24 protein-coding genes are annotated in these 26,317 nt (G+C 52.8%); 19 read left to right on the forward strand and 5 right to left on the reverse strand.

Translation table 11 applies throughout. The annotated features are described in order from the left end of the window. Window positions 1–18: 18 nt before the first annotated feature. The 6 genes from tssD (BQ5379_RS01050) (at window position 19) to BQ5379_RS01075 (ending at window position 7,250) form a co-directional block, all read left to right on the forward strand. A complete protein-coding gene (gene tssD, locus BQ5379_RS01050; RefSeq protein ID WP_071133714.1) occupies window positions 19–417 on the forward strand; it encodes a type VI secretion system tube protein TssD in 399 nt (132 codons plus the stop codon). A 116-nt stretch (window positions 418–533) separates the two neighbouring features. After that, a complete protein-coding gene (gene tssD / locus BQ5379_RS01055; protein ID WP_071133715.1) occupies window positions 534–941 on the forward strand; it encodes a type VI secretion system tube protein TssD in 408 nt (135 codons plus the stop codon). Between the two features lie 34 nt (window positions 942–975). Further along, window positions 976–1,494: a hypothetical protein gene (locus tag BQ5379_RS01060; RefSeq protein WP_071133716.1), complete on the forward strand. Its 519-nt coding sequence runs from the start codon at window positions 976–978 to the stop codon at window positions 1,492–1,494. Window positions 1,495–1,509: 15 nt separating this feature from the next. Then, the gene (locus tag BQ5379_RS01065; RefSeq protein ID WP_143039355.1) at window positions 1,510–5,028 is read left to right on the forward strand and encodes a phage baseplate assembly protein V; all 3,519 of its coding nucleotides are present in this window, start codon (window positions 1,510–1,512) and stop codon (window positions 5,026–5,028) included. A 31-nt stretch (window positions 5,029–5,059) separates the two neighbouring features. After that, the gene (locus BQ5379_RS01070; protein ID WP_071133718.1) at window positions 5,060–6,847 is read left to right on the forward strand and encodes a hypothetical protein; all 1,788 of its coding nucleotides are present in this window, start codon (window positions 5,060–5,062) and stop codon (window positions 6,845–6,847) included. A 13-nt stretch (window positions 6,848–6,860) separates the two neighbouring features. After that, window positions 6,861–7,250, forward strand: coding sequence for a DUF4280 domain-containing protein (locus BQ5379_RS01075; protein WP_071133719.1), 390 nt, complete (start codon window positions 6,861–6,863; stop codon window positions 7,248–7,250). A 178-nt stretch (window positions 7,251–7,428) separates the two neighbouring features. On the opposite strand, the gene BQ5379_RS01080 is transcribed toward BQ5379_RS01075, so the two are convergent. Beyond that, window positions 7,429–8,166, reverse strand: coding sequence for a ribosome recycling factor (locus BQ5379_RS01080; RefSeq protein ID WP_071133720.1), 738 nt, complete (start codon window positions 8,164–8,166; stop codon window positions 7,429–7,431). A gap of 4 nt (window positions 8,167–8,170) precedes the next feature. Beyond that, entirely contained in the window at window positions 8,171–9,550 is a 1,380-nt protein-coding gene (locus BQ5379_RS01085) for a PEGA domain-containing protein (RefSeq protein ID WP_071133721.1), read from the reverse strand. 244 nt (window positions 9,551–9,794) lie between these two features. On the opposite strand from BQ5379_RS01085, the gene BQ5379_RS01090 reads away from it, so the two are divergent. The 10 genes from BQ5379_RS01090 (at window position 9,795) to BQ5379_RS01135 (ending at window position 20,717) form a co-directional block, all read left to right on the forward strand. Next, the gene (locus tag BQ5379_RS01090; protein WP_071133722.1) at window positions 9,795–11,024 is read left to right on the forward strand and encodes a HesA/MoeB/ThiF family protein; all 1,230 of its coding nucleotides are present in this window, start codon (window positions 9,795–9,797) and stop codon (window positions 11,022–11,024) included. Then, on the forward strand, window positions 11,021–11,836 hold the full coding sequence (locus BQ5379_RS01095) for a hypothetical protein (protein ID WP_071133723.1): 816 nt from the start codon (window positions 11,021–11,023) through the stop codon (window positions 11,834–11,836). The genes BQ5379_RS01090 and BQ5379_RS01095 overlap by 4 nt, the downstream gene beginning before the upstream one ends. A 9-nt stretch (window positions 11,837–11,845) precedes the next feature. Beyond that, window positions 11,846–12,988, forward strand: coding sequence for a type VI secretion system baseplate subunit TssK (locus BQ5379_RS01100; protein ID WP_143039356.1), 1,143 nt, complete (start codon window positions 11,846–11,848; stop codon window positions 12,986–12,988). Window positions 12,989–13,033: 45 nt separating this feature from the next. Beyond that, complete coding sequence (locus BQ5379_RS01105) at window positions 13,034–13,441, forward strand: hypothetical protein (protein WP_143039357.1); 408 nt, start codon at window positions 13,034–13,036, stop codon at window positions 13,439–13,441. A gap of 48 nt (window positions 13,442–13,489) precedes the next feature. Then, a complete protein-coding gene (locus tag BQ5379_RS01110; RefSeq protein ID WP_071133726.1) occupies window positions 13,490–15,187 on the forward strand; it encodes a rhodanese-like domain-containing protein in 1,698 nt (565 codons plus the stop codon). A gap of 65 nt (window positions 15,188–15,252) precedes the next feature. Continuing rightward, window positions 15,253–15,570 carry a hypothetical protein gene (locus BQ5379_RS01115; protein ID WP_071133727.1) on the forward strand — a complete coding sequence of 106 codons (318 nt, stop codon included), beginning with the start codon at window positions 15,253–15,255 and terminating at the stop codon, window positions 15,568–15,570. A 34-nt stretch (window positions 15,571–15,604) separates the two neighbouring features. After that, entirely contained in the window at window positions 15,605–16,204 is a 600-nt protein-coding gene (locus BQ5379_RS01120; RefSeq protein WP_143039358.1) for a ubiquitin-conjugating enzyme family protein, read from the forward strand. Window positions 16,205–16,269: 65 nt separating this feature from the next. After that, window positions 16,270–17,427 carry a hypothetical protein gene (locus tag BQ5379_RS01125; protein ID WP_071133729.1) on the forward strand — a complete coding sequence of 386 codons (1,158 nt, stop codon included), beginning with the start codon at window positions 16,270–16,272 and terminating at the stop codon, window positions 17,425–17,427. Window positions 17,428–17,432: 5 nt separating this feature from the next. Then, the gene (locus tag BQ5379_RS01130) at window positions 17,433–18,281 is read left to right on the forward strand and encodes a hypothetical protein (protein ID WP_143039359.1); all 849 of its coding nucleotides are present in this window, start codon (window positions 17,433–17,435) and stop codon (window positions 18,279–18,281) included. A gap of 27 nt (window positions 18,282–18,308) precedes the next feature. Beyond that, a complete protein-coding gene (locus BQ5379_RS01135) occupies window positions 18,309–20,717 on the forward strand; it encodes an E3 ubiquitin protein ligase (protein ID WP_071133731.1) in 2,409 nt (802 codons plus the stop codon). A gap of 188 nt (window positions 20,718–20,905) precedes the next feature. Here BQ5379_RS01135 and BQ5379_RS01140 read toward each other — a convergent pair whose 3' ends face one another. Continuing rightward, complete coding sequence (locus BQ5379_RS01140) at window positions 20,906–21,820, reverse strand: helix-turn-helix domain-containing protein (protein WP_071133732.1); 915 nt, start codon at window positions 21,818–21,820, stop codon at window positions 20,906–20,908. Window positions 21,821–21,978: 158 nt separating this feature from the next. Between BQ5379_RS01140 and BQ5379_RS01145 the strand changes: the two genes are divergently transcribed. Genes BQ5379_RS01145 through BQ5379_RS01155 form a run of 3 tightly spaced genes read left to right on the forward strand, consistent with a single transcriptional unit; the run spans window position 21,979 to window position 24,199 of the window. Further along, on the forward strand, window positions 21,979–22,209 hold the full coding sequence (locus BQ5379_RS01145; RefSeq protein WP_083377732.1) for a hypothetical protein: 231 nt from the start codon (window positions 21,979–21,981) through the stop codon (window positions 22,207–22,209). 2 nt (window positions 22,210–22,211) lie between these two features. After that, on the forward strand, window positions 22,212–23,339 hold the full coding sequence (locus tag BQ5379_RS01150) for an aldo/keto reductase (protein ID WP_071133734.1): 1,128 nt from the start codon (window positions 22,212–22,214) through the stop codon (window positions 23,337–23,339). Window positions 23,340–23,347: 8 nt separating this feature from the next. Further along, on the forward strand, window positions 23,348–24,199 hold the full coding sequence (locus BQ5379_RS01155) for an aldo/keto reductase (protein WP_071133735.1): 852 nt from the start codon (window positions 23,348–23,350) through the stop codon (window positions 24,197–24,199). Window positions 24,200–24,335: 136 nt separating this feature from the next. Here BQ5379_RS01155 and BQ5379_RS01160 read toward each other — a convergent pair whose 3' ends face one another. Continuing rightward, complete coding sequence (locus tag BQ5379_RS01160; RefSeq protein ID WP_071133736.1) at window positions 24,336–24,863, reverse strand: signal peptidase II; 528 nt, start codon at window positions 24,861–24,863, stop codon at window positions 24,336–24,338. 20 nt (window positions 24,864–24,883) lie between these two features. Continuing rightward, window positions 24,884–26,254 carry a tRNA uridine-5-carboxymethylaminomethyl(34) synthesis GTPase MnmE gene (gene mnmE, locus BQ5379_RS01165; RefSeq protein ID WP_071133737.1) on the reverse strand — a complete coding sequence of 457 codons (1,371 nt, stop codon included), beginning with the start codon at window positions 26,252–26,254 and terminating at the stop codon, window positions 24,884–24,886. Window positions 26,255–26,317: the final 63 nt, after the last annotated feature.

A 26,317-nucleotide genomic window follows, 5' to 3' on the forward strand; every position in this document is an offset into this window, starting at 1 on the left:
CTGTAATTTGAAAACGACATGGCTGAAAATATAACACCGGTACAGTTATCGGTAAAAGATTTCGAGACCCGCGAGGTGATGATGATCGACTACACCTTTTCGCAGACCACCGACCGCGAAGGTCAAATCTCGGGTATTCCGCGCGGTGGCCGCATCAACATCCGCGTCAAGGCAATGAACGACGGTAACAACCAGTTGTTGCAGTGGATGTTGTCGCCCAACGATCCTCGAGACATCAAAATCACCTTCTTCAACACCATCGACGGCTCGACCATGAAAGAGCTCGAAGGTACAGCCTGCTATTGCGTCCACTACCTCGAAAAGTGGGAAGATGGCGAAGAACATTTCGAGGAACTCCAGATCGTTTGTCAGGAGCTGAAAAACGGACCGGTAGAGTTCCAGAATCCCTGGAAATAGTCTCTCCGGTGCTGTATCCGGCATTGTCCGGATGTGCCCCGAATCTCACTCTTTCCCCGGCAACGAATGGCTTGTCGGGGAAAGATCTCTTTCAAAGCCCTAAACAGAAATCCGTTATGTCTCTATCCGCGCGCCTGTACATCGGCGATAACGAATCGTCCAACTATACGAAAGAGTATCTGGTGACCCAGTGCAAGGTTGAGGTGGCCAGACACCACAACTCCTACGTGCCCGATTCTGCTCCCCGATGCGATGTGGTATGGCTGTCGCTGGTTGTGCCTCGTAAGGAGGACCTCCTGCTGTACGAGTGGTACATCGATCAGATGGCCCTCTCGGGCAAGATCGTGATCGACCTGACCAACCAGTCGGCACGCTACGACAAAACGGAACGGACGTTCAGGTTCGAAGATGCGCAGTGTTTTTCGATCGCCGAAACGTATGACATCGGACTGGTTCACCGACACCAGTTGCGATTGGGCATCATGATGAGCAAGTTGGAAATCGATGAGGTCGTCTTTCAGTAAGCAGTAAACGCACCTCCGTAAATTGTGGGTCTTTATGGGAAACATTTCGCACTATACCAAAGCCATGCTCTTTTTTCAGGACGTTACCGAGTCGATGTATCCGCCTAAAAAAGAGGAGGGTTTTACGTTGCAGTCTTTCAGTTACGAATGCGCCAGAGCCAGGAACAGCCAGGGTATTCCCTATGGGCCTACGCGGGCCGGCATATTACGCTTTGCCCTCAAGTCCCTGCCCGACGGGTATCTGAAAGAGCTCTATCTGCGCCTTAAAGAAAATACGCCCTCGAGTTTTACGGTCGTTTTCGATGCAACTTTCAGTCCGAGTGACACCGACGGCCGGGTGCTGAGCGATTACGACAATGCGCTGATCGTTACGGGCATGGTAGTCAATGTTAACGAAGCGTACGACGTGCTGAACCTGTACACCGGCGACGATGACGGGCGGGTAGGGCGTTCGACGAACGAACTGATGACCACAACGGTCGAATTCCTGCTGCAGTCGATCTCCTATGTCGGGAACAACAATTATCGAAAACAGTTGCCTATCAATTATTAACCGGGAGCGTAGCGTATGGCAAACAATAACTATTCTTTGACAATCAGTGAGCTGAAGACCTCCAAAGGAACGCCGTCGATTGAATTAACCTATAACGGTGCGCTGACCCCACCGGAGGTGATTAAAATCGAACAGACGGCTTATGTAAGTTGTCAACTCTGCGATTTTAATTATTCGAAAGAGATCTATCGGCCCGGACGGCTCCAGTTTACCCTTTTGCTGATTCCGCAGGGACAGGCAGCGGTTACGATCGACAAAGTGTACGACATTTTCGACTCCTGTAAGGTTCAACTCAAAGTGGGAGAGTTCGAGATTGCCAAGAACTATTATATTTTCAATATCCAGCTGGAGCGTCGCAAAAGCACGCAAGGGGGAGGCCAGAGCACGATTCAGACCTATGCTGTTTTCGAAGCATACAGCCCGGATCAATACCTGACCCTGGACAAATATTGCAAGGCCTACACGGGGCGTAAACTGTTTGCAGACATTATCAGCGACACCTCGCACTGGCCGGATGCGATAACGGCGTTCAGGCAGAGTGGCAGTTTGAACAACCTGTTGACCCAGGATCTGCAATTCTTGTCATACAAGGTTGCAAAGGCGGATTCCACGAAGGAAAATCCCCAATACGATACCTACGAGTATATCCAGCCCTATCTGGTACAGTACAACGAGAGCTTTTACGACTTTCTGGTACGCGTGACCAATCGTTGCGGTGAGTTCCTCTATTACGAGGATGGAAAATTTCATGTCGGATGGACCAATCCGGGTTCGTCAGTAGCGGTCACGGACTATATCTCCGTGCGATATGTTCAGGGGCGGCAGAGCGCATGGAAAGCCGCATCGTTGGGCGAAGTGCATAATGACTATGCACAGAATCAGAATTGTCGGACGAATTCAGGTGCGACAGTGCTGAAGGATTCGGACGTGGCCTCTGACGAGAATCTGACCCCGCTCCCGCCCAAAGCTGAATATACCAGCTGGAAAGATTATAGCGGCGGTGATGAAGCTCTTGCGATCAGTACGGTGACCTCGGCATTGAGCGAGCAGAATCTGGTCAATATCGTGGGAACGTTTGCCTTAAAACTGGCCTCCTCGATACAAAGCAGCAAAGATTCATCGGCCTCGGCCAACGACAAATACAAGAGCAAAAATTTCTCCGAGACTTATGCGGCTGAAAGGGTCTATGCGAAGGACGGGCAGGACGATGAGGATAAAAACGGAATATATCCGTACAGCTCGACACCCCAAGACGACCAAACGGTTGCATTCAGTTTGCAGTATTATTCGGGAATCCAGCGGGGAATCGAAAGCGCAGAGGCATCGAGGATACACGTTGTGCTGGAGAATAACTTTTACCCAGTCTGCCTGGGGAGTCTGATCCATTTCGACGACACTGACAAACAGTATATTGTTGTCAAAATTAATCATGCGGTTACGCGAGTATCTGCCGCAAATGCCGCTCCTATGGCTGCATCTTCAGGGGGGGGCTCGGGTAATACTCAGACTGCAACGCCTGACGGCGAAATGTTGGAGCTGGAGGCGATAGCTTATCCCGGAGCCAATCAAAAGGTTTACCCGCCGTCGGCCCATGTGTCGTCGATTCGGATGGCCAATGCGCAGCGGGCAATCGTAACCCACAATGCCGACCCGCTCAAGATGGGGCGTGTACGGGTACGTTATTGCTGGCAAGCGGAGACGGAGGATCCGAGCCCCTGGATCCGGATGGCCCAACCGATGGCCTCGCAAGACAGTGGGTTCCGGTTCCTGCCCGAAGCCGGAGACGAAGCGGTCATCAACTACGAAAACGGCAACATCGAGCGTCCCTATGTCGAAGGGATGCTCTTCTCGGCTGAACGACGTCCTTCCTATGGCCATAAAGGGAGCAGTAGTTGCATCTTCTCGTCGAGAAACGGCCATTCGATCATTTTTTCCGACCCGAGCGGGGAGTCGTATTTCAAGTCTTTTTCCCCTGCCCTGGGAACCCTCTCCTCCTTCATTCCCAAGATATCCGAAGTGCCATTGGGGAGTGGGGCTTTCAAGAAAGCCTCGGGGGGGATTCAGTTTACGGACGCATACGGGATGTATTCCATCTCCATGTCATCGGACAAGCGGGCCATCTCCATTGATTCGCCGCTGGGCAAGGTGGGAATCAATGCCTATACCGGAATCACGATCAGTTCTCCCAACGGAAACGTCAAAATCGAAGGGAAAAACATTGATATCGTGGCTGGCAACAACCTGACCCTTCGTTCGGGAAAAAACAAAGGCGGTGTCTTGCCTGCAAGCATGAGCAAATTTGGAGAGAGTGTGGGCAATTTCGTGATCGGGAAACTGACGTTAGTCGATTTGTCGCTTCTGCGCACTATCTATGAGACGTTTATACGGCCGATTGCCGGGACTTTGCGCATCAGTTCCAAACGTTACCTCTGCATCGAGGCCGGCAAAGGTGAAGCCCAAATCAAAGGGCGAAGAAATCTCGGAAGCTTCCGGGATTGGAAAATGGGTACGATGGCCAAGTCGGCTTTTGGCAGATATACGATTGACCGCCAGCCGGCTAATAAAGTATATACAATAAATATTCACACAGAATTGGAGAATATATATAATGGTATTTTAGATTTGTTCAACGCACACAAAAGCAACAGTGTTAGGCAAGTTAGTTACATCACAAGCTATCAGACGGCACTGTCTTTCTTGCAAAACATTCGGGGAGCGTCTCTGGATGATTTCGTTACCGATGCAAATATTCCCGAAGCCAAGACCGTGTTCCATAATGCTCAAAATAACCAGGAAGCTGCAACGGTCAGCATGAAAAGTGATGCCGAGCTGGATGCTTTACATACTCATCCTTATCTGCTTCGGAATGTTCGGGAGAGGGTGTCCCTGATTAATCAAATGGCAAACCTTATTTATCGAAACTGTTATGGTGAGAATACGGAAGACGAAATGTGGGAACAACACTTTCCCGATAATTTTGTGGTAGCCGATAAAAAACTCAAGGCCCTGATCAAGGACCTTATCAATCCGGTACTGCCTTCTGTCGTAATCGATCAGGATAGAACGGTCAATTATGTAAATGGCCTGGGAGTAAACAAAGAGAAATTTCGTAAGGTCATGTACACTGCGTTATGCGTTTTAGTCGATAATCAAAGAACGGAAGACGCTGACTTCTACGTGGACAAGATAGAGCGAAATGGTATCGGCAGACTTTATTTTTACGACCCGCAAAGTTGGCAAAGGTTTGTCGATGGGATTAAGCCGACATCGAAACTGGATGCGGCAGCGAATTTTGTGAAATCCACAGCTAAAAAACTGATCAAACTCGATGCACTGGACGGCATGTTGGACCAATACGTGTGGGACAGCACGGACAATGGTAAGATTCTGTTGTCAGACGAAGATGGCAAGACACTACAGATCCAAATCGGTGCTCAGCGGACTGCTACATTAGAGCCCTATATGGAGTCACGTAATGCCGATATTCCTCACACCATCAGCGAGATCAAACGGGTCCTTCATAATCTGGACTAAGTGAGCCAACCCCGCAAACGAAACGAGCGTCATGAAAGCTTTAGCAGCACAATTCGCCAACTGGCAGGAGGCGCTGGAAAACTTCCAGAAAAATGTCGAAAAAGACCTCGACGAAATCCGCCGTTGCAAACGCGAAGTGCAACAAATGAAAATCGACCTGATCGATCAGATGGAGCAGGGACACTATATCCGCGACGATCGTCGTATCATACTCTCGGCCCCGGAGATCATCATCGGCAATGTCGACAAGAGCGGAGTGCTGTGCGGCAACTACTCCCAGGTGGTCATTCGCGGCAACAACGTCGAACTGAACGGGATAGGTTCGGGGATGCCCGGTTCCGGTACGATCGTCAGCCGTGCCTCCAGCATCCGGCAGATTGCGGTCGATCCGGGCATGGACGGTCGCGAACAGGTCGTGGGCCCCATTTCGGAAATCGTTTCGCAGGCCAAAAGCGTCGTGATTCGGAGCGAGCAGTCGAACGACTTTTTTGCCGATCAGCAGCTGACCGCGCCCGACGGCGGAATCCTGCTTTCGGCCGACGGGAACATCGACATCGAAGCGACCCTGCCCTGCGAAACCCGAGAGGAAGCGTTGACCAAGGTCGAAAAAGACCTGAAATCCCAGGCCGATGATCTGAAAAAAGAGGTCGATCAGGTCAAGTCGGACGTCTCGTCGATGGTCACGCAAATGAATCTGCTGGTTCAAAAGGATATCATGAATCTCGATGACGTCACCACCCGGATCAATTATATGGACATCGAGGAGTTGCACGAGGAGTTCCAGCAGCTCTCCAAGGCCCTGTACCATGTGATGACCAACTATTTCGACGCCCTGTCGCGTCTGGCCGAGTGCAAACGGCAGCTGTCGGCCGTTGAGGATCAGAAAAAAGAGGTCGGTCAACTGAAGTCGAAGTTTAAGGATCAATCGACCCATACTTTTATCTCGCTGCGATCGGAGAATATCAACCTGTCGTCGGTCGACGGTGACAATCACCTGAGAAGCAATCCCGGCGCCGGCATCAGCCTGTCGGGAAAACAGGTGAGCCTCTCCTCCTACGGGGACGACCGGGCTCTGATAAAAGACAGCGAAGTCTTGATCGCATCGCAACAGGTCGAAATCAATACGGCCAATCCCAAAGTGTCGGACAAGAATTGTGATCTGCCGGCCGATGGCGGTGTGCGTGTCGTTTCCAAAGACATCCGTTTCGAGACGGTCGACTACGAATTGAAAGACAAGAAAATCGAGGAGAAGAGCCTGACCAAAGAGGGTTCGTTTAGCGTGCGGGCCGAGAAGATCGCATTCAGCGCCACTGATACCGAAGGTAAGGCGACCGGTACTATTGAGGCTAATGCCAAACAGATGGAGGTCAAGGCAATGGATGTCGACAAGGAGAAACGGACCGACAAGTCGCTGGCCGCGGGCAGTTCGCTGTTGCTGCTGGCCGAGAAGGTCTATGCCGGAGCAAAAGACAAAAAGGTGCGGAGCAAATCGCTCCAGGTCGCTTCGGACCAGGTGGGGCTGTTCGGCGATACGACGGTCGAGTTACAGCAGGACGGCAAGGCGATCGTGCAACTCACGGGCGGCAACGCTTCGGTGTCGGGCAGCAAAACGACGCTCTACGGCGAGATGACCTCCGAGGGCAAAACCACCTTCAAGTCCGATGTGACTGCCGCCACGGTCAATATGAAAAATCTCAAAGTGGATTCATCCTTCAAGACACCCTATACGACCGAAGGTATATCGGTGCCGGGCGCTCCCTCCACCGCCAAACTGAGCGCCAAACTGAAAGAGGAGGAGTTGAAATCCGACAACCAGTAAAACCGCATAAGCCATGGCCAAGTATGTATGTATGGGGGCTGTGTTGAAATGTACGTTCGGCCAGATACCCTCGACCCTAATGGTGACCAACCCGATGCGGCCGATGATCCAGAACAAGCCGAAAGCCACGATTATGGATTTTGCCCCGATGGTCAATGTCATGCCCTTCGGAATGTGTACGACACTGAGCAATCCGATGGTGGCGTCTGCAACGGCTGCTGCGATGGGGGTGCTGACCCCCATGCCGTGTATTCCGGTTCCGGTGGCGCCCTGGGCACCCGGCGGGCAGCAACTTATTACCAATATGCCGGCTCTGCTCGATAACTGCAAGTTGATGTGTGCCTATGGAGGCAGCATCTCCATCAACATGCCGGGACATACGTGCAATTCGGAGGGGAAATAGTCTCCTGAACGTTACGTCACTCCTGACGGAGTAGTGAAGCGTGAACGTGCCGTTTGTATGCTGTAGAGAAAACAGAGGCGGCCGATCGAAAATATCGATCGGCCGCCTCTGTGTGTTGAACCAATGTTCGGGAGGCCGGGTCTCTGTGGCTCCTGGCGTCAGGAGATTTGCGACGAGGTTACTCTTCGGCTGCGGCAAACCCCTCCATGCTCATCTGTTTACCGGCGTTTTCGCCGTGTGCCGCCTGCTTTTCCTTTTCGGCACTCTCTTTTTCGGCCTGGGCCTTCAGGTATCTCTGATATGCCTCTTCGATCTGTTTCTCCTTCTCTTCACGGTAGCCCTTGCAGAGATCGGTATGCTGGTCGTGGAGTTTCTGAAGCTCCTCTTTTGCCTCGTCGATCTCCTCGGGTTTGGCATCGGCCAACTCTTTGGTAATCTTGGCCGCATACGCTCCGCTGATCTCCTGCAACTTGGACTGTGTTTCGTCGAAAACCGTCTTGACGTATTCCATCCCGGCATCGTGGCGCTCTTTGTTGACTGCCGGCATGGTGCACAGGATGTATTTCGAATCCTCGCTCGACTCCTGGTTCTCTTCCGTATCGTCGTCGGATGTTTCGTCGCTCATCGACTTTTGCTCGATCTTGTACTCCGGATGGATGGCAGCGATGGCCTTGCAGATGGGGAAAAGGTATGACGAGTCTTTGGGAATGATGGCAAACTGATCCTCTTCCGGAATCGCAACATCGGCCACATCCTCCAGATTCAGCGCCTCGCCGCCCACTTCGGGAACGACGGCCAAAAGTGCTGCTGCATCAGCCTTTACGCTAAAGTGGATGAAGTGATAGTTCATATACATGGTGTGGCCGCTCAACTTTTGTTGCGCCTCATTCAACAGGGTGAACACTTTTTTTCTCATGCCGCTATTTCGTTTGGTGTGATGCTCGTTTTTTATGAAGCTGTAAATTTACGTCAATGATGTCGTTACCCCTCAGGATAAGAGTTTTCTCGGCCGATTTATCGCCTTTGACCAGGGTGATGCGGTAGGAGCGGTTGGTCGGCAGATCTCGCAAGACGCATGGGGTGGTTCCCGCTTCGACGCCGTTCAGGTAGACGGTGGCCCCCGTTTCGTCGCTCGAAATGTTCAGCAACGCATAATTGGCCCGTGGAGAGGGTAGGCGTATCTCCACCGGTTTGCCAGCTTCGACCCGGAAGTAGCGTGTTCCCGACTCCAGGCCCTCTTTGCGGGAGCTGACGGCATAAAAACCAGCCGGAAGCTGGCCCTGCCATTCGCCGAGGGCGATTTTTTCGCGGTTGAGCCAGATTTCGGTCTCGGCATCGAAGGTGGTGATGTGTACGTCGGCGAGCGATCCGGCCGGAAGCGTATCCTTCCCTGCATTTGTGGGGGCAGGCTCGAGGTGCGAAGAACCGGAATCGGGACGGGGCGGCGTCTGGGCATATGTCGCGGTTGAACGCATGTTGCTTGTTGAGAGAGGGTGGAGGGTAGAGTCTCGCAAATCGACCACCTTTCGTTCGGCATTGGCGATTTCGATGAAACGGTCGTAGCAGAGACGTTCTCCCTGACGAATGCTCACGCGATAGCGTCCCGGCATCAGTCGTCCGGTTTCGATTCGCTGGTGCCCCATCGGTTGGCCATCCAGCAGGATGAGGCCATCGGGAAGGGCGGTCTCGACGGTCAGGTAGGCGTATGCCGGTTCCAGAAAATAGAACTTTTCGAGTCGTCCGGTGTCGGTCAGTTCGATCGTGTCGGACAACGGATTGTAAAACGGCGACTCAATCCGGCAGGCGTGGCGTCCGAGTGGCAGGTACAGCGACAGATGGCCGTCGCGAATGGCATACATCGAGCTGTCTACATATAGGATTGCGTGTGCGGGATCGACTGTGAAGAGGGCCCATTGTTTTTGCTGGTGGAACTCCTTGTCGGGACTCTCGGTGTGCAGGCTGGCGAGGTAGCGTTTTCGCTTTTTCAGCGGTTTGCCCGGAATGCGCCAGGTGAGTTGTCCGTAGTCGGGGTGGCTGATGGTCAGAAAGTTGGTGCGGGGCGGCAGGGCGAGGGTGATCGAACCGTCGTTCTCGGTGGCCGTTACGGGCGTGTCGTCTGCAAGAAACTGAAATCCCGTCTCATTGGTATATAGGTCGAGCAGGGCCTGATGCTTGTCGGTCGGCCACGTGGCTCGTTTGAAAAGGGGTTTTCGGTAACGGCCGAAATCCTCTACCTGCATCTTCTGTGCCGATGCAGTGAGGGTGATTATGCTGAGTATGATGATCCACAGGTGCTTCATCCGCCGGGCTCGTCTGAAAAGCCGATTATACAAATGTAGTAAAATTGCCGTAAAAACATGGGAACGCTTTGGATAGATAGGATGGTGTGGTTCGGAACTTTGGGTGTGTGCCGATGTGCCGTTATTTCGCGGAATGGTTCAAACGGAATGTGTGTGGGGGCGTGCGGGGTGCTGCGCGTGGGGCTTTTGGTACTTTCCTGAATAATTGTTAGTTTTAAACGGAAAAAATGTGCGACATTTGAGCATGAAAAATGGCGATCCGATTCCGACTTTGACCGAGGCCTGGGACGAGGAAATATTCTCGCAACTCTCCTGGTTTCGTGTCGATCGGCTGAGGCGGGCCAAAGTGATGGTCGTAGGCTGTGGAGCTTTGGGAAACGAGGTGTTGAAGAATCTGACGCTGTTTGGAGTGGGCCATCTGGTCGTTGTGGATTTCGACACGGTCGAGCCGTCCAACCTGACGCGCTCCGTGCTGTTCCGGCAAACGGATGTTGGGCGTGCAAAAGTCGAAGTGGTGGCGGAACGGTTGCGGGAGATCAATCCTGCCGTGCAGGTTCTGCCTGTCCGTGGCGATATCGGGCACGATGTTGGACTGGGGCTTTTGCGGCAGATGGATGCGGTCGTCGGATGTGTGGACAACCGATGGGCGCGTTACTGTCTGAATCGCCTCTGCATGCGGGCCGGCGTTCCCTGGGTGGATGGCGGAATCGATGCGCTGGAAGGAACGGCTCGGGTGTTTGCTCCCGGAAAGAACTGTTATGCCTGCAACCTGGGGCCCGAGGCGCTGAAGGATTTGTCCTATCGGCTCTCCTGCTCCTCGGCCATCCGTCGAAACGAACAGGCGGGACGTGCTCCGACCACACCGGTCATCGCTTCGATTATCGGCGCGGTTCAGGCGCAGGAGACCGTGAAACTGTTGCACCCCGATGAGTTGCAGCGGGGTGAGTTGACCTCGCTCTGCGGGAAAATGTTTTATTACGAGGGGCAACACCTTACTTCGCGTATGGTGGATTTCGTGGGTTACGACCTCGAATGTCCGCTGCATGAGCGTTGGGAACCGGTCGAAAAGGTGGGCGTGACGACTCGGTGGCGGGTGGGTGACGTGCTGGCTTGTCTGTCCGAACGTTTTGAAGACCCGGAGACGGCCGTTTCGCTGGGAGACCACAACTTTGTGGATTATGTGGTCGTTCGGAAGGATGACCGTCGGGTGCGGGTCATGCAGCCGGATCACGCTGTCGAATCGTTCGTGGAGGAGGAGCCGACGCTGAGCCGTCTTCCTTTCTCGGCCATGTACCAGCACGAGATCAGAATGCTCGACGCCCGCTTCCCGTATCCGGAGCTGACGCTGGGACAGGTGGGGATTCCGCCGTGGGAGGTGCTGTACGTGAAAACTCGTGGCGGGGTTCGCTATGTGGAGCTGGCCGATGAACTCGATTATGCGCAATTTTTATATGACAGTAACCCGGTAGGATGAACAGAAACGATCTTTTTGACATCAGTGCGGAGTGCCTGTTGAACTACCTCTATCCGGACTTGACGGAGCAGTGGGAGGTGGAGTGTGCCGGGACGTTTTATCGGAATTACTCGCCCGACGTACTCTCGGTCGATCCCGAGCAGCACACGGTGCGTCTGGCTCGGGACAGCTTTTTGAGGCTGCTGCCTCAGGGGGTGATCGCCCGTGAGAACGCGTTGCGGGGCGGCGATTTCGATCAGAAGTACGAGGCGCTCAAAAAACGGGAAGAGCTCCTTCGTGAGCTTTTCAAACCGATCGATACACTGGCTTTTCGTTCCCGGCTCCATCTCGAAAAAGAGGCGGCACGGCTCGCCTCCGAGAAACTCTCCATTCTGCTCGAACGTTACGTGGGGTACGACTGGACCGGCGAGACGGATCCCTATGTGCGGAGCGTGGCTCCGTTGCTGCTCTTCATCAGCCACTTGCGGGCCGATTTCGGTTTCATTCGCAACCTGTTGGCCGAACTGTTTCAATGCGAGGTGCAGATGAAGATCGGCCGATACACCTGGGAGGAGGGGAGTGCCTGTTCGCAGCCGTCGGTTGAGTATGAACTCATCGTTCCGCACCTGACGGCTGAAACGTATCGCGAAATGGATCGGAAAATAGACCCGCTGCGGGAGTTCATCAATGAGTGGTTCATTCCGTTCGACACCCGGTGCGCCATCCGCCTGCGGTACCACCGCCAGCCTTTCGTCCTGGGCGAGAGCCTGCTCCTGGACTACAATACAGAAATAGCTGCTCAAACATCATCCAGCCAGTACGCTGACAAGTAGGAAAGCCTTATGAATATCAATTCGAGAATAGACTGGGAATCGGGCATGGCCCTCTCCGCCCAAACGTTTGTCGAACTGGACGCGAACATCGTCCGGAGACAGCAGGCGGTCAATCGGGCCGTGAACGGCAACCAATTCGGCCTGATCCCCTTTACCGAGTTCGACTGTCGGGGAGGATTTGTTCGTAATAAATTGGAAATCGAACGTTTGACCTGCATGGCGCTGCTGCCGTCGGGCAGAATTCTGCACGTCGACGAGAAGGTGGTGGTGTCGGTGCCGCTGGTCTACGGCGACGAGTATTACCTGGCGTGTGGATTCGGCGACGCGGAAGTGGCGTTCGATGTCAAAACGGTGCCTTTCGTCCGGCCCGAATACACCTTCGGTATCTATGCGCTCGACGAGCTGCAGGGAACCGATCTCTTCCCGGTGATGAAGTTTAAGGTCAACGACGGGGTGTTCCTCATCGATGACTCCTATATCCCGCCCTGTCTGCATCTCTCGTCAGACGATCGATTTCGTACCTGTCTCGAACAACTGGCCGCGAAAGTCGCCCTGTTGGCCGAGCATGCGAATCTGGAGTCCGGCGAGGGGAAACGGGCTTTCCAACGCTATGCCTATCTGCTGAAAAAATACGACACGAACCATCGCACCTCCCATCTTCTCCAGTTGACGTGGGAGATTGCGCAGGCTGTCGACTACTATATCGTCGCCCCCAATACGGAGACTCCGGTTGCGATCCGCGACTATTCGGAGTACGACGTTGCGGGCTGGCTGAACTGGCTGGGCGAGTATCTGCACAGTGCGGCGACCATTCTGGATAAAGTCGTACTGGAAGATCACTCCATCGATTTCGAGGCCCTGAAAGAGCAGGTCAAGATCGAACTGTACGAACGGCTCTATCCCGAGCTCTACGAGCGACTGTACGAGGAGCTGAAGGCGAAACTGCATGCCGAACTCACGGAAGAGCTGCTCGCCAAAGTAACCGACCACATCGAGCACCGGTTTAAACCGGCATTGCACGATCAGCTCTCGGGCGAATTGTCGACCGAGCTGTCGGAACACCTGTTCAGCAGCCTGTATGAAAGTTTGTATAACGCCCTGTATGTCCCTGTCGAGCAGGAGGAACAGGAGGAATATGTACCCTTAATTTAGCGAGTGATGAGTATTTTACTTCCTTTGCAGGTGTCCAGGGGGCGTTTGTCGAGAACCGATGACCGGAAAACGGCGGTGGATGCGTTTCTCGATCTGCTGTTGATTACGCCGTGCGGCAGTTGTGTGGCCGATCCTCAATTCGGGTTTGTCTTCAACAACCTGAAATTCGAAATCTTCAACGAGAACGAAGGGGTCATCTACAACTCGAACGATACGGATGCGATGGCTGCGGATCTCTATGGTAAAAAGGTGTCGGGTACGTCGAAAAGTGTCAATACCTTTGCCACCGAGCTGAAACAGGTGATCGAAAGGTATGAGAAACGGCTCTCCGAAGTCTCCGTTTCGATGACCTACCTCAAAGGCCGTAAAAAAATACAGGTCCATGTCGAAGGGGTCCTGACCGAGGGTGGTGAACCGTACCGTTACGACTCTCACATCGACCTTTGGAACTAACCCATCCCCGATGCGCTCGCTCGAACATAGAACGAAAAAGGAAATGCAATGAGACAGACGATATTCACCACACGCCAACGAGCCGAAGAGATCCTCAAGGAGGCCGTCGCCATCTGGGAACACAGTGTCAATGGCGAACATCTGGAAGGGGTGGAGCAGGATCCTGTTTTTTCCTTGCTGATGACTGCGCTGGCCTATCAGGCCAACGAAATCGATAACGAGATCGAACAGCTCCGCACCGACGTTCTCGATGAATTTGCCCGTATGCTCATCCCCTATGAGCGGATTCACGCCCTTCCGGCCACGGCGCTGGTCGAGGTGGCTCCCGATGAGCAGGTGCCCGAACTGGTGCTCGATCAGCACACGCGGTTTACGCTGTCGGACAGCTCCTACACCTTTATCCCGATGCTTCGGACCCGGGTGCTCAATGCCGCCGTGTCGTCTGTGGTCCGGCTCGACAACCGGCGCTGGAAGGTGACTCTGCAGTGTAAAGAACCTGTCGCCAACCTCTCCGGAGTGACGTTCCGGATCGGCAATAACCACTTTCAGGATCTGAAACTCTTTGTCAACGGACACCCCCTGCCGCTCATTAAACCGTGGGATTATGCCGATCTGCCACTGTCGGGCTGTTTTTCGTTGGAAAACCGAATCTACAATAGTTCGTCGCTCTTTCAACCCAGCCACATCTGGTTCGATCTGTTTGCCAGACAGAACGTCAGACTCTTTGCCGTTGACAGCTATAAAACCCCTCAGGGACAGTCGTATCCCTCCGAGAAGGTCGAACTGGTGTTCGAATTTGTCGGCATCGACGACAATTTCCTGTTCGACAAGGAGCAGTTGTCACTGAACTGCACGCTGCTGGTCAATGCCGTCGTGCGTACGGCAACCCTCTCGTCGCAATCGCCCCTGGCTCGGCTGACCGGCGAAAGCGGCGATCTTGAAAAATGGCAGTTCCTGCATCTGGTTCGCCCGCCCGATATGCAGCTTTTTCGCGACGAACCGCTCGAACTTCGCCATGTCGCTGCCGACCGTTTCGAGGCTGACCGGCTGGTCAAACTGGCCACAACGCTGATCAGCCGCTTTTCGTCCGACTATTACGCTTTTCAGGGGATCGAGTCGCTGCGCGAAGGCAGCTTCATGGAGCAGTTCTATGCCCTGCTGAAACGGATGTCGGAAAGTATTGCCAAAGCCGCCCCGCAAAAGGGCCCCGGGCTGTATCTGATGCTCCGGAACGTGCATGGATTCCACCCTAAAGAGGTTAGCCTCAATGTCGATTATCTGATGACCAACGGCAGTGCCGTGAACGCGCTTTTGAGCGGCAAAAGTCAGTTTGTCGCTTCGTCGGTGAGTCATGTCCGGTCGGCCCGGCTGCTGGCCGACCCGATGCCCGGCTTCGATGAATTGCAGAGCCTCGATGCGCAGAACACGCTGGCCCGCTACTACCTGATAACGAACGACCGTATCGTGACGCCGGCCGACATCAAAGTTCTGTGCTATAACGAGCTGGCCGGTCGCTTCGGAATCATGAACGATATGGTGGAACGGATCAAGGTGCGTCAGGTGCAGCACGCCGAACGCAACCATTGCGGCTTCGAAACGCAGGTCTTCATCACGCTGAAGGACAACCCCTTCATCAAACGCAGCTTTCAGGACAAGATTCCGATGACCGAACTGACCCTTCAGAAGATGATCGAGGTGCGGAGCACCAATGTGTTCCCGGTTCAGGTCACGATCGAAATCGTCTGAGCCGATCGGTGCGATTTTCCCGGCCATTGATGTACAAAGAATTGATAACGAACAAATAGCCATTCATGGAAGATTTCTTTTTGGATATTGTTTATAAGGATAAAAAAGTGAGGTTCCGCATTGTGAATCCGCAGGCCCCGCTGGCCACGCTGATGAACAATCTGCGGCATGCCATCGGCAAGGATGGACGGCTGATCTTCGATTTTCCGTCCATTGACCAAACCGGAGCGCCGCTCGATTACTTTTTCGGAAAAGAGGACCCGACGACCCACGAAGTGCGGGTGCTGCGGCCCCGAATCGGCAAAACGGACCAGACGCTGGCCGATTATAACGTGAACAACGGCGATACGGTCTTTTTGATTCCCGACCCTTTCCCCGGATAGGAGTCGGACAACCCCTTTGCAGAACTGAACGATGATGCAAAACGAAACAAAAAACTGGCAGGAATTTACGCCCCAGTCGTTGACCGGTCGTAATCGGCGGCTGTTGCACGAATGGCGCGAACTGGATCGTGCGCTCGAACATCGGCCCGAGATCGACTACCGAATCCTCGAACGTAACGCTCAGGGATTACCGACCGCTTATGAGGTTGTTTATCGGATTCATTCCATCTGCGGGGTGGAGCAGGTAGAACGGCTGAACGAAACGGGCGTGTGGAATCGGCCCCTGTGGGCTTCGATCTTCCGACTGCGCATCACCCTGCCGGAACTCTATCCGTGTATCGACTCGCCTGCCGAGTTCCGGTTCGTTACGCAGAACGAGGATGGTCCCGTTCCGCATCCGTGGCATCCGAACATCCGCTATTTCGGGGAGTTTGCCGGTCGGGTCTGCCTCAATACGCCGGACACGTATGCCGGGTTGGCCTGGTGTGTGGATCGGATTGCGCTCTACCTGCGTTACGAGCGGTATCACGCCGTTCAGGAACCGCCCTATCCCGAAGACCTCCGGGTTGCCGAGTGGGTCGTCAAACAGGGTGAACCGAATGGATGGGTGTATTTCGATCAACCCTTGAGATAAGAGTTGTAATCGATAGATAATAAGATGAAAGAGATAAAGTGGGTGTTAATTTTGAAGCGTGAAATATGAAATTTCGGATTAAAGCGATATGTCTGCTGCTGTTGCTGGGTAGTTTCGGCCTGTCGGAAGCTCAAACGCTCAAACAGGTCGAAGTGTCGGGGAGTGCTCCCTATGTGGATCACGTGGCCCTGATGCCTGGTTCTGCCGATATGGACATGATGGTGAAAATTGCTTTCGATGAACCGAACAATAGTCTGACCGTCAGCTTGATCTCCTATCGAAAATTGTTCGTATTCCAGAGTGCCGCGCGCTACTCGCAGGTGGTCAAATGGAACCGGTTGCGGCCCGACCGGTTGCCGTATCCCGTCGCATCGAACGAGTTGGCCCGATACACAGTCACCAAATCACTGAAAAAATCGCTTGGAAAAGCTAAAAAGTATGTTTTCAAACGGTGGATCGAGTACGACGGCCTTCAGCCTCAACCGGCAGAGTATAACATGGTGAACGATTACATCGAGCAACGCTTTGACATCCTGTACAAAGAGGCCCCGGTCTCGTTCACGCTGCGCGACTTGTTGCTGATGGAGGGGCCGACAACCACGCACAAAAAGACCGGTTACGATCTCTTTTTCCAGACCGATCTGAACCGGACCTACGAGGTGACCATTCGTCGCGACCCCTGTTTCGGAAAAGAGGAGGCGATCCAACTTTCGGCCAGTCAGTTGGAGAGCATCAAGGCCAGTTATGCGGCTTTCGATCAGAAATTCGGCAGCTCGTCGCAGTTCCAGACCGCCGACAGTGAAAAGCTCTTCAACAAGATGAAGGAACTGTTGTTGCAGCAATTTCCCCGTCAGGAGGAGACGAATCCCTGTCCGACGATGCAGGCGAATATCGACCAATACAACGCTTATGTGGATTCCATCGAGCAGATGCAGTGCAAGTTCCGAATCATGTCTGATGCCGGAACGCTCTCCATTCCGCTGGATTTGAGCGCCGATTATATCCTGTCGGCGGCCCGTAAGATCGATAACCACGTCAATCGGTGGTTGCTGACTTCGGATAAAATCGAACGTAAGGATTTGGAAAACGCGTGTTTCAACCTGATCGACCAGATCCAACCTCAGATCGATCAGGCAACCGACATCACCTCCGACCAGCACGAAGCTATTCGGATTTTCCACGAAGCGGCCAATTACTTCCGCAAGACCTGCGGTAAAGAGTGAAACCTATGAACATACTGCGACATAGCAAGCGGTTGTTGTGTGTCGTCCTGGGGGGCGTGATGCTGGGATTTTGCCCGAGCGCCTTCGGCCAGAACGAACCGCAGGATCCGTATCTCGACGAAATGCGGATATTGGAGATTGAAAACCGTATGCTCTTCTTCTACGACCAGCTCAACGAACTGGCCCTCGAGATAACGCACTGCTCACCCGAAGAGCTGACGCGGGCCGATCAGCAGGTAATGGCGGTCGACACCAAGTGGAATGTCTACTATCAGTCCCGGCAGGCCGAGATTGCAGAGGACGATTCGCTGATGCAGATCGTGGTGAACTACCAGATGGCTAAACAGAGCCTTCTGGATTCGATTGCCACCAAGAAACATTTTTACCAGGCGCAGACGGAATTTTCAGCGGCCGAAGCCTTTCTTCCGAACCAGGACAGCACGTACCAGCGGTTGTACAAGACCGCATTCGAATACTCTCTGGTAAAGGCGCTCGCCGGTCAGTTGGAGCAGATTAAAACGCAGGAACAGGCCCTGTTTGCCGAAGTACAGCGCCAGTATGAGTGCGCCAAAAATCTTTCGGATGAGTTTCCCGATTTTCGGGCTCGTTTCCGGCCGCTCGAAGAACGGTATATCGGCCTCAAAAACATGTCCGAAAAGATACAGGCCCTGGAATATAAACCGTGGTTGCAGCGGGCCAAGGATTACCTTTACAGCATTGCGGCCGTGGCGATGATTCTGATGTTCATCAGCATGATGCAGGCCAAGTTGAAGACCCTCAAACAGGCCCGTGAGAATGCCAAGAAGCTCCGCCAGATGCTGAATGACGACCAGAACGACTATCCGACGATTTAATTAATTCCGACAAGATCATCTCTCCCCATGAACCTCCGCAAGATATACTTTCTGTTGATCCCGATCCTCGTTTTGGGAAGTTGTACGGATTATGCTTCGAACGGCAAGTCCTACAAAGAGGACGTGGAACTCAATATTCTGAGTGTCGAATTCGACTCCACCTACAAACATCTGTATGTGAACGTGCAGATGAACGACAGCATCACCGAGATGCTGCTGAACAACGAACGGTCGCTCCACTTCAAGGCTGAAGAGCTGGTCAAGGGGAATCTGTATGCGCCCCGTATCCAGCCCGTGCTGGAGGGGTACGAAAACCTCAAGATCGAAGAGTTGGCCCGGCTGAATCTGAATATTCTGGTGTTGGCCGATCTGACGCTGAACGCAGCGGAGATGGAAAACCAGCAGCGAACGATCCGTGGTCTGCGAAAACTGTTTGTTTACAGTCCCTTTCGGGTCGCATTCATGGACGGAACGAAGGTTACGGAGACGATGGAGGCGACCGACTATGTGCTGGAGCATTATCTCAAGGCTGTTCCGGGCGAGAGGAAGTATCTCTATCGCTCGATCCTCGACAAGGCGGAAGAGTTTCTGAACGATACGTTGAGCGTGCAGTCGGTTGAGCGTCCCGACTCGCTTCGTGTCGAGCAGGGGCCGGAGCAAAAGGTGTTGATCGTTTTCTCGGACGGGAAGGTCTACGACCAGAACAAACCGTTGGATCCGGACCATTTCCAGTTGCAGCGCAAACTGGCTCAGAACGATGAACTGATGGACGGCATCACCGTTTTTTACGTCAACCTGGAACAGACCTCAGAAGAGGAGGGACCGGTGGCCGATACGGATGAAGAGGCGCAAAATTTCCTGACGGCGCTCTGTCAAAAATCCGGGGGCAAGTATCTCGAATCCTCCGACCAGCATCTGGTGCTGAACGATATTGTCCGCCGTTTCAACCCCGATTATGCGGATTACCGTTTTACGTTTGTCAATCCCGACTTCAAGATCTATCGAGGCATGGGGTACAAACTCCAACTCGGCTGTTACGAAGGGGACAGCCTGATCGCCTCGGATTATGCCATGTATAATGCCGGGAGTGTCTATAATCCGATTATTATCAACGGCCAGAGTACGTTCCAGATTATCGTGCAGGGAGGCTTGATCGGCATTCTGACGCTGGCGTTGCTGTATGTATTCTTTCAGCTCATTCTGCCCGCCGTCCGCTATTGGCTCTTCAAACGGAAATACGTGACGCGTTACGTCAATAAAAACATGAGTTACAACGGGACGCTGGTCGGGCAGTCCTGCTATTTCTGCAAGGCGCCGTTCGAAGAGGGGGATGAAATCGTCGTCAAATGCTCCCACGTGCTTCACAAGTCGTGCTGGGACGAAAATGAATACAAATGTCCGGAGTATGGCCGGCACTGCAAGCAGGGCAGCCACTATTACAACCGCAAGAACCTGTTCGATCTGCATAACGCATCGTTCTACTTCCGGTGGATCCTGGCCGGAGCTTCTGCCGGGCTGGTGGCCTGGATATTTTTTACGGCCAATGCGCATTACACGGAGAACCTCCTTCTGGTCAAACTGATCCGCTGGATGTTCGATCTGGTGCCCGATTCTCCGCAGGCGGCCATGCTGATGGAAGAGTATGGTGGACACTTGCTCTATCTGCCGTTTTACGGGATGAATATCGGATTCTTTCTGACCCTTTCACTGAGCCTGCTGACCGGCCATGGACAGTGGCTCTGGAAACGATCGCTGCTCGTCGTTGCGAAGGCGCTGGTCGGAGGAGTGTGCAGCTATCTGGCCTTCTTTGTGGGGTGTATAATCTCACTCTCGCTGAACTTTATCGACAACTCGTTCCTGATCGACTGGATCCCCTGGATGTTGAGCGGCTTCATCATTGCCTTTGTCGTGGCCTACGGAACCGATATTAAACTGAAAAAAGCGCTGGTCGGGGCGGCAATCTCCATTGTGTTTGGACTGGGTTCCATGTACCTGTGGTCGTTCTCCTACAGTGTCCAGATCGACACGCGTGAATTCCTGCTCTTGAGCTACATGATCTACTGTGTCGGGTTTGCCGTCAGCGTTGCCGCTACGAGTCCCAAATCGGAGCGTTACTTCCTGCGTGTCGAGGGACCGATCAAAGAGATGGATATCGCCGTCTACAAATGGATGAATGCCGCACAGCGACACAAACGCGTGCTGATCGGCAAATCAGTTAATTGCGATCTGCAAATGTCGTGGGATATTACCAGTCCCATTGCTCCGGAGCAGGCCGAGGTGAGTATGATAAACGGTTATCTTTATCTGACGGCTTTGGAAGACGGGGTGATTTTTGATAAAAAACCGTTGAGACCTCATCTGAAAAAGAAACTCTACCACGGGTCTAAATTCACCATCGGCAAGACGATCTTTACCTATGTCGAAAAGGATTTGTAGGGAGTCGGAGAGGTATTGAACCGCGGTGCCGGAGGAAAGAGGTGTGGTAAATATGTTAAACCGATCCCAGTTAGGAGTCTTGTGGAGCTCCTGACTGGGATCGGTGCGTGAAAAGGGGGGCTAAAATGCTACAAGCAATGGGCGCGTGAAACGAGATGTTCATCAGGTATGAATCGATACCGATGACTTTATTCATCAGGGGTTCCTTTTCGAAAGCGTGCGCAGTATTCCGATGGTGTGATACCGGTTTGCTGCTTGAACATCCGACTGAAGTGCTGGGGGTATTCAAATCCCAGTTCACTGGCGGTCTCTGCGATGCTTGTGCCGGCTGCGAGGCTGTTCTGGGCCCGTTGAATCACATACTGACGGATATAACTGCTGGCGGTCTCGCCGGTGGTCTTTTTAATCAGGTCGCCGAAATAGTTGGGTGACATGCACAACTTGTCGGCGCAATACTGTACGGTCGGGAATCCGAACGTCAGTTGGCGCTGCTCGTCGTAATAGCAGCGCAGCAGGTTGTCGAACTTTACGAGGATGTCCGAATTTTCCAGCTTGCGGGTGAGGAACTGTCGATTGTAAAAACGCTGGCAATAGTTCAGCATCAACCCGATGTATCCGGTGATGATGGCATCCTGCAGCTCGTCGTGCCGATTTTGCAGTTCGTCCCGAATCTGGCGCATCAGCGATACGAAAATGTCGTGTTCCTCATCGGTCATGTGCAGTGCCTCGTTGATGCGGTAGTCGAAAAAAGAGTAATTCCGGATCTCTTTTTCGAGGGGCGTCCCGTGCAGCAGATCGGGATGAAAAAGCAGGGCCCAGCCGGTCAGTGACACCTCTTCTCCGTTGTCTTCCTTCCCGCCGATCTGACCCGGGGCCACACATATAAGAGTCCCTTTCCGGTAATCATACTTGCCACATCCGTATGCCAGGTCTATTTCGGCCGCCTCATGAAAAAAGATGCCGTAGATACTGTAGTGGTTCAGACAATGACGAACGGGCGATACCTCCGCGTAGTCGATGACGCTGACCAACGGATGGTTGTCGGTGTGTCCGAGCCAGCGGCTGTAGTCGCTGACATTTCTAATTTTCAAAATCTTACGCATGATAGTGCGGACTGTTAACCCTGGTACGAAGATACGTGATTCAGCCCGTAAATCGTGCGGGGAATGGGCAAAATCGGTAAAAACGGTACAAACATCCCGGCTATCGTTACGTCGCATGCAGCATCGTTCCGTAGCTTTGTTCCTGAAAAATCTGAATGATGAACGAACTGATCGATATTCCGGCTGAGTTGTACGATGAGGAGGTGATCTGTTATCTGGCAGAACGGTATCACTCCTCGCCGCGGGAGGTCGTGCGATGTTTTCTGTGGCAAGAGGAAGGGGGCAATATGTTTGTGGAAACTCCACCTGCAGCGTTTCGGCTGGAGGAGAATGAAATGGAAATTTTACGTGGGCTGACGCATGTCAGTCGCTCTCTAAAACGGCAATAATTATGGATAGAAGAGATTTTCTGAAGATGTCATCGCTGGCTACGTTGTCTGCCGTCGGTGCATGGACCGGAGTGCCGAAATTGTTTGCCCGATCCACGGAACGTACGGTCAATGGTCGGAGAACTGATCCGCTGAATCGCTCCGATCGGATGGAGTATCGGCGGTTGGCTGATCTGTCCGTTTCAGCTATTGGCCTGGGGTGTCTTCCGATGGTTGGCTACTACGGCGGTAAGTTCGAAAAACGGGATATGATCGCCTTGATCCGAAGAGCGTATGATCAAGGAGTGACCTTTTTCGATACGGCCGAAGTGTATGGCCCTTATACCAGCGAGGAGTGGGTCGGTGAAGCGCTCGCTCCTTTCCGGAATCATGAGGCCATCGGCACTAAATTCGGATTCGGGGTAGAGGAGGGGCAGCCTACGGCGCTGAACAGTCGCCCCGATCATATTCGTCGTGCGGTGGAGGGCTCGTTAAAGCGTTTGCGTACGGATCACATCGACCTGCTGTATCAGCATCGCGTCGATCCGAATGTTCCGATGGAGGAGGTGGCGGGGACGGTTCAGAAGTTGATGCAGGAGGGTAAGGTGCTGCATTGGGGACTCTCGGAAGCTAGCGCGCGTTCCATTCGCCGCGCTCATGCCGTATGTCCGCTGACGGCCGTGCAGAGCGAATATGCCATTTGGTGGCGTGAATCCGAAACGAAGATCTTTCCGACACTCGAAGAGCTCGGTATCGGTTTTGTGCCTTATTGCCCATTGGGGCGTGCTTTTCTGACCGGTGTGATCGACGAAAACAGCCGTTTCCATCAGGGCGATCGCCGGTGGAACCTGCCGCAGTTTACGCCAGAAGCGCTGAAACATAACATGCCGCTCGTTGCTCTTGTCCGTCGCTGGGCCGAACGCAAGGGGCTGACACCGGCGCAGTTTGCCCTCGTATGGATGCTTTCGCGAAAATCGTGGATTGCTCCCATTCCGGGGACGACAAATCCGGCGCACCTGGATGATTTTCTAGGGGCGGGTAAGGCCCGTCTGTCGGCCTGGGAGATGGAGGCTTTCGATCGAGAGTATGCTCAAATCGACCTTATGGGACATCGTGCTGATCCGTTTACGGAAAGTCAAATCGATAAATAATTTACACAATGGATTACATTGCGCTGAATAATGGTGTCATAATGCCGATGTTGGGATTCGGTGTCTTTCAGGTTACGGATCCCGTTGTGTGTGAGCGGGCTGTTGCTGATGCGTTGTCGGTTGGTTATCGACTGATTGATACGGCCTCGGTCTATGGCAATGAGTGTGCAGTTGGTGCTGCCTTGCGTAAAAGTACCATTCCACGAGAGGATTTGTTTATAACGACGAAGGCTTGGATTTCGGAGATGGGATATGATCGCACTTTGCGGGCTTTCGAAACTTCTCTGTCGAGACTGGGGCTGGATTATGTCGATCTTTATCTGATTCACATGCCTTTCGGGGACTATTACGGGGCGTGGCGTGCCATGGAAAGATTGTACTCTGAAGGGCGTGTCCGGGCGATCGGGGTTTGTAATTTCGAGCCTGACCGGCTGATGGATTTATGTCGTAATGTAAAGGTTATTCCGACTATCGATCAGGTGGAGTTGCATCCCTATACGCAACAAGTGGAGGCGATTAGGGTCATGCGCTCGCTCGGGGTGCGGACCGAGGCTTGGGGACCGTTGGCTGAGGGAAAGAATGGGCTTTTTGTTGATCCTGTCTTGCGGGCGATTGGATACAAATACGGCAAGTCTGCGGCTCAGGTTGTTCTTCGCTGGCATCTGCAGCGCGGGGTTGTCGCGATTCCCAAATCGGTGCATCGGGAGCGTATGGTCGAAAATTATATGATTGACGATTTTTCGCTCTCAGCGGAAGAGATGACGCAAATAACTGCCTTGGATACGGAGCATAGTGTGATTCTCGATCTGCATGCCCCTGCTGAGGTGGAACGTTTATATCAAATCACGCCTCTTGATTGAAAGTTGTCGAAAGGTGCTTATGGCTAATATTGACCTCTATATGAATAGGGGTAAATGTGCTTTTTGTGTGAGCTGGTTATTTGTCTTGTCGTAAACTTTTTATTTTTCAATGAGATGAATTATTTAAAAACTTATTTTATCCTTTTTTGAACAATGCCTTGATATATTGAATCATATCCTTGAAGCTCGTGTGATGCTTTACTGCTATGATGGAAGTGCCTATAATCCACAATGCAATAAAAATATTGATGTACAAGTCTTTTAAATCGCATACTATATTCAATGGTTTAAGGTAGATAAAATCGAGTACTCCGTCTTTCCAAAATATGATGCTTATATATGCAGATGCAAATCCTGCTGTTTGAAAAATTAAGGCTGTGTCAAGAAGTTTATTTTTAGGATCTACCTTGTGGTAAAACTTATAGAAAATAATAAGTATAGCCCATATGAATGAAAACATTGATAGGTGAGCTACGACTCCCAAATTTGCGCCAAGTTTAGCAGTCCAATAGCTGTGGCTTGGGTTGAAAATCGGTTTAAATTCTAATAAATTGGGCACAAACGAATAATTTGATTCCATAAATAAATGGTATATAATTAGTTTCACCGCCTGATCTAAAAGAATCAGCAGAATCACCCAGAGTATTGTATTACACTTTTTCATAATTATTCATCGTGTATCTCCTATTTGCCGATGCAGAATTTGCTGAAAATGTTGCCGAGAATGTCGTCTGTGGTAATTTCGCCGGTGATCGTACCTAAGTGGTAGAGCACCTGACGCACCTCTTCGCTGACCAAGTCGGACGGGAGACCGTTTTGCAGTCCTTGGTGTGCTCGATCCAGAGCTTCACAGGCATGCAATAAGGCCTCGTAGTGACGCACATTGCTTACGATCAGCGAATCTTCGTTCATATTATCGGCGACTGAGTCTACCAACAGTCTTTGAAGGGTATCTAAACCCTCACCCGAACGGGCCGAGATACTGATTACGTCAAATCTCGATTGTAACGCCTCGGTCAAAGGCGTAGTGTTCCATAAATCGTGTTTGTTCAGAAGAACGATCAAATGTTGCTCAGCGGTCAGATTCAGAGATTGAATCTGTTCCAGTGCTTCATCCGTCGAAATTGCTTCGGAAATCAGCAGCAGTACTACCGATGCTCGTTTGATCCGTTCGCGTGCCCGTTCGATGCCCAGTGCTTCGACCGTGTCGTCCGTGTGCCGCAAACCCGCCGTGTCGATGAATCGGAAGCGGATACCCTCCAGCGTCAGGCTCTCTTCGATAAAATCGCGCGTTGTGCCCGGAATGTCCGAGACGATGGCACGTTCTTCGCCCAGCAGGGCATTCAGCAGAGTCGATTTACCTGCATTCGGAGCCCCCGCAATGGCTACCGGCACCCCATTTTTCAGGGCATTCCCCATGCGGAATGAACCTGCCAGGGTGCTGCACCGGGTATGGATATCGTTGAGGAGAACGCTCAGTTCACTGCGGTCGGCAAACTCCACATCCTCTTCCGAAAAATCCAATTCCAGCTCCAGCAGCGACGTGATGTGCAACAGTTTTTCGCGAAGTCCCGCAAGCTCAGTCGCATAGCCACCCCGCATTTGGTTGAGGGCGATGCGGTGGGCAGCGCTGCTTTCCGAAGCGATCAGATCGGCCACGGCTTCGGCCTGTGACAGGTCGAGTTTGCCGTTGAGAAAGGCACGTCGCGTAAACTCTCCGGCCGAAGCCGGAGTGGCGCCGCGGCGAACCAGCAGGGAAAGAACCTCGCGGGTGATATACGACGATCCGTGGCACGAAATTTCGACCATATCCTCGCCCGTGTATGAACGCGGCGCCCGGAAAAGCGTGACCAGCACCTCGTCCAGCAGACGATCTCCGTCGGCGAGCGTCCCGAAATGAACCGTATAACCCTTGGCGTCGGCCAGCGGGCGAGAAAACAGGCTGTCCGTAATGGAGATGGCCTCCGGGCCGCTCAGGCGGATCAGAGTGATGGCGCCGCCCGGGCCGGTGGCTGCTGCTGCGATGGTGGTCGTGTGATTTGAGCGTTCTTGCATGTGCGGATGGTGGATTTTTGATGCAAATATCTTAAATTAGCAGTTGGAATTAAAATCTAAACG

Source organism: Millionella massiliensis (genome assembly GCF_900104655.1).
Classification (GTDB): Bacteria; Bacteroidota; Bacteroidia; order Bacteroidales; family Rikenellaceae; genus Rikenella; species Rikenella massiliensis.

What these genes read in the sequence shown, in the direction of transcription:
- BQ5379_RS01110 (WP_071133726.1), top strand. Translation starts at nt 13,490, where the DNA reads ATGAGACAGACGATATTCACCACACGCCAACGAGCCGAAGAGATCCTC.
- tssD (WP_071133714.1), top strand. Translation starts at nt 19, where the DNA reads ATGGCTGAAAATATAACACCGGTACAGTTATCGGTAAAAGATTTCGAG.
- BQ5379_RS01095 (WP_071133723.1), top strand. Translation starts at nt 11,021, where the DNA reads ATGAACAGAAACGATCTTTTTGACATCAGTGCGGAGTGCCTGTTGAAC.
- BQ5379_RS01115 (WP_071133727.1), top strand. Translation starts at nt 15,253, where the DNA reads ATGGAAGATTTCTTTTTGGATATTGTTTATAAGGATAAAAAAGTGAGG.
- BQ5379_RS01075 (WP_071133719.1), top strand. Translation starts at nt 6,861, where the DNA reads ATGGCCAAGTATGTATGTATGGGGGCTGTGTTGAAATGTACGTTCGGC.
- BQ5379_RS01070 (WP_071133718.1), top strand. Translation starts at nt 5,060, where the DNA reads ATGAAAGCTTTAGCAGCACAATTCGCCAACTGGCAGGAGGCGCTGGAA.
- BQ5379_RS01085 (WP_071133721.1), bottom strand. Translation starts at nt 9,550, where the DNA reads ATGAAGCACCTGTGGATCATCATACTCAGCATAATCACCCTCACTGCA.
- BQ5379_RS01060 (WP_071133716.1), top strand. Translation starts at nt 976, where the DNA reads ATGGGAAACATTTCGCACTATACCAAAGCCATGCTCTTTTTTCAGGAC.
- BQ5379_RS01145 (WP_083377732.1), top strand. Translation starts at nt 21,979, where the DNA reads ATGAACGAACTGATCGATATTCCGGCTGAGTTGTACGATGAGGAGGTG.
- BQ5379_RS01140 (WP_071133732.1), bottom strand. Translation starts at nt 21,820, where the DNA reads ATGCGTAAGATTTTGAAAATTAGAAATGTCAGCGACTACAGCCGCTGG.
- BQ5379_RS01100 (WP_143039356.1), top strand. Translation starts at nt 11,846, where the DNA reads ATGAATATCAATTCGAGAATAGACTGGGAATCGGGCATGGCCCTCTCC.
- BQ5379_RS01065 (WP_143039355.1), top strand. Translation starts at nt 1,510, where the DNA reads ATGGCAAACAATAACTATTCTTTGACAATCAGTGAGCTGAAGACCTCC.
- BQ5379_RS01135 (WP_071133731.1), top strand. Translation starts at nt 18,309, where the DNA reads ATGAACCTCCGCAAGATATACTTTCTGTTGATCCCGATCCTCGTTTTG.
- BQ5379_RS01155 (WP_071133735.1), top strand. Translation starts at nt 23,348, where the DNA reads ATGGATTACATTGCGCTGAATAATGGTGTCATAATGCCGATGTTGGGA.
- tssD (WP_071133715.1), top strand. Translation starts at nt 534, where the DNA reads ATGTCTCTATCCGCGCGCCTGTACATCGGCGATAACGAATCGTCCAAC.
- BQ5379_RS01120 (WP_143039358.1), top strand. Translation starts at nt 15,605, where the DNA reads ATGCAAAACGAAACAAAAAACTGGCAGGAATTTACGCCCCAGTCGTTG.
- BQ5379_RS01150 (WP_071133734.1), top strand. Translation starts at nt 22,212, where the DNA reads ATGGATAGAAGAGATTTTCTGAAGATGTCATCGCTGGCTACGTTGTCT.
- BQ5379_RS01080 (WP_071133720.1), bottom strand. Translation starts at nt 8,166, where the DNA reads ATGAGAAAAAAAGTGTTCACCCTGTTGAATGAGGCGCAACAAAAGTTG.
- BQ5379_RS01160 (WP_071133736.1), bottom strand. Translation starts at nt 24,863, where the DNA reads ATGAAAAAGTGTAATACAATACTCTGGGTGATTCTGCTGATTCTTTTA.
- BQ5379_RS01130 (WP_143039359.1), top strand. Translation starts at nt 17,433, where the DNA reads ATGAACATACTGCGACATAGCAAGCGGTTGTTGTGTGTCGTCCTGGGG.
- mnmE (WP_071133737.1), bottom strand. Translation starts at nt 26,254, where the DNA reads ATGCAAGAACGCTCAAATCACACGACCACCATCGCAGCAGCAGCCACC.
- BQ5379_RS01125 (WP_071133729.1), top strand. Translation starts at nt 16,270, where the DNA reads ATGAAATTTCGGATTAAAGCGATATGTCTGCTGCTGTTGCTGGGTAGT.
- BQ5379_RS01090 (WP_071133722.1), top strand. Translation starts at nt 9,795, where the DNA reads ATGAAAAATGGCGATCCGATTCCGACTTTGACCGAGGCCTGGGACGAG.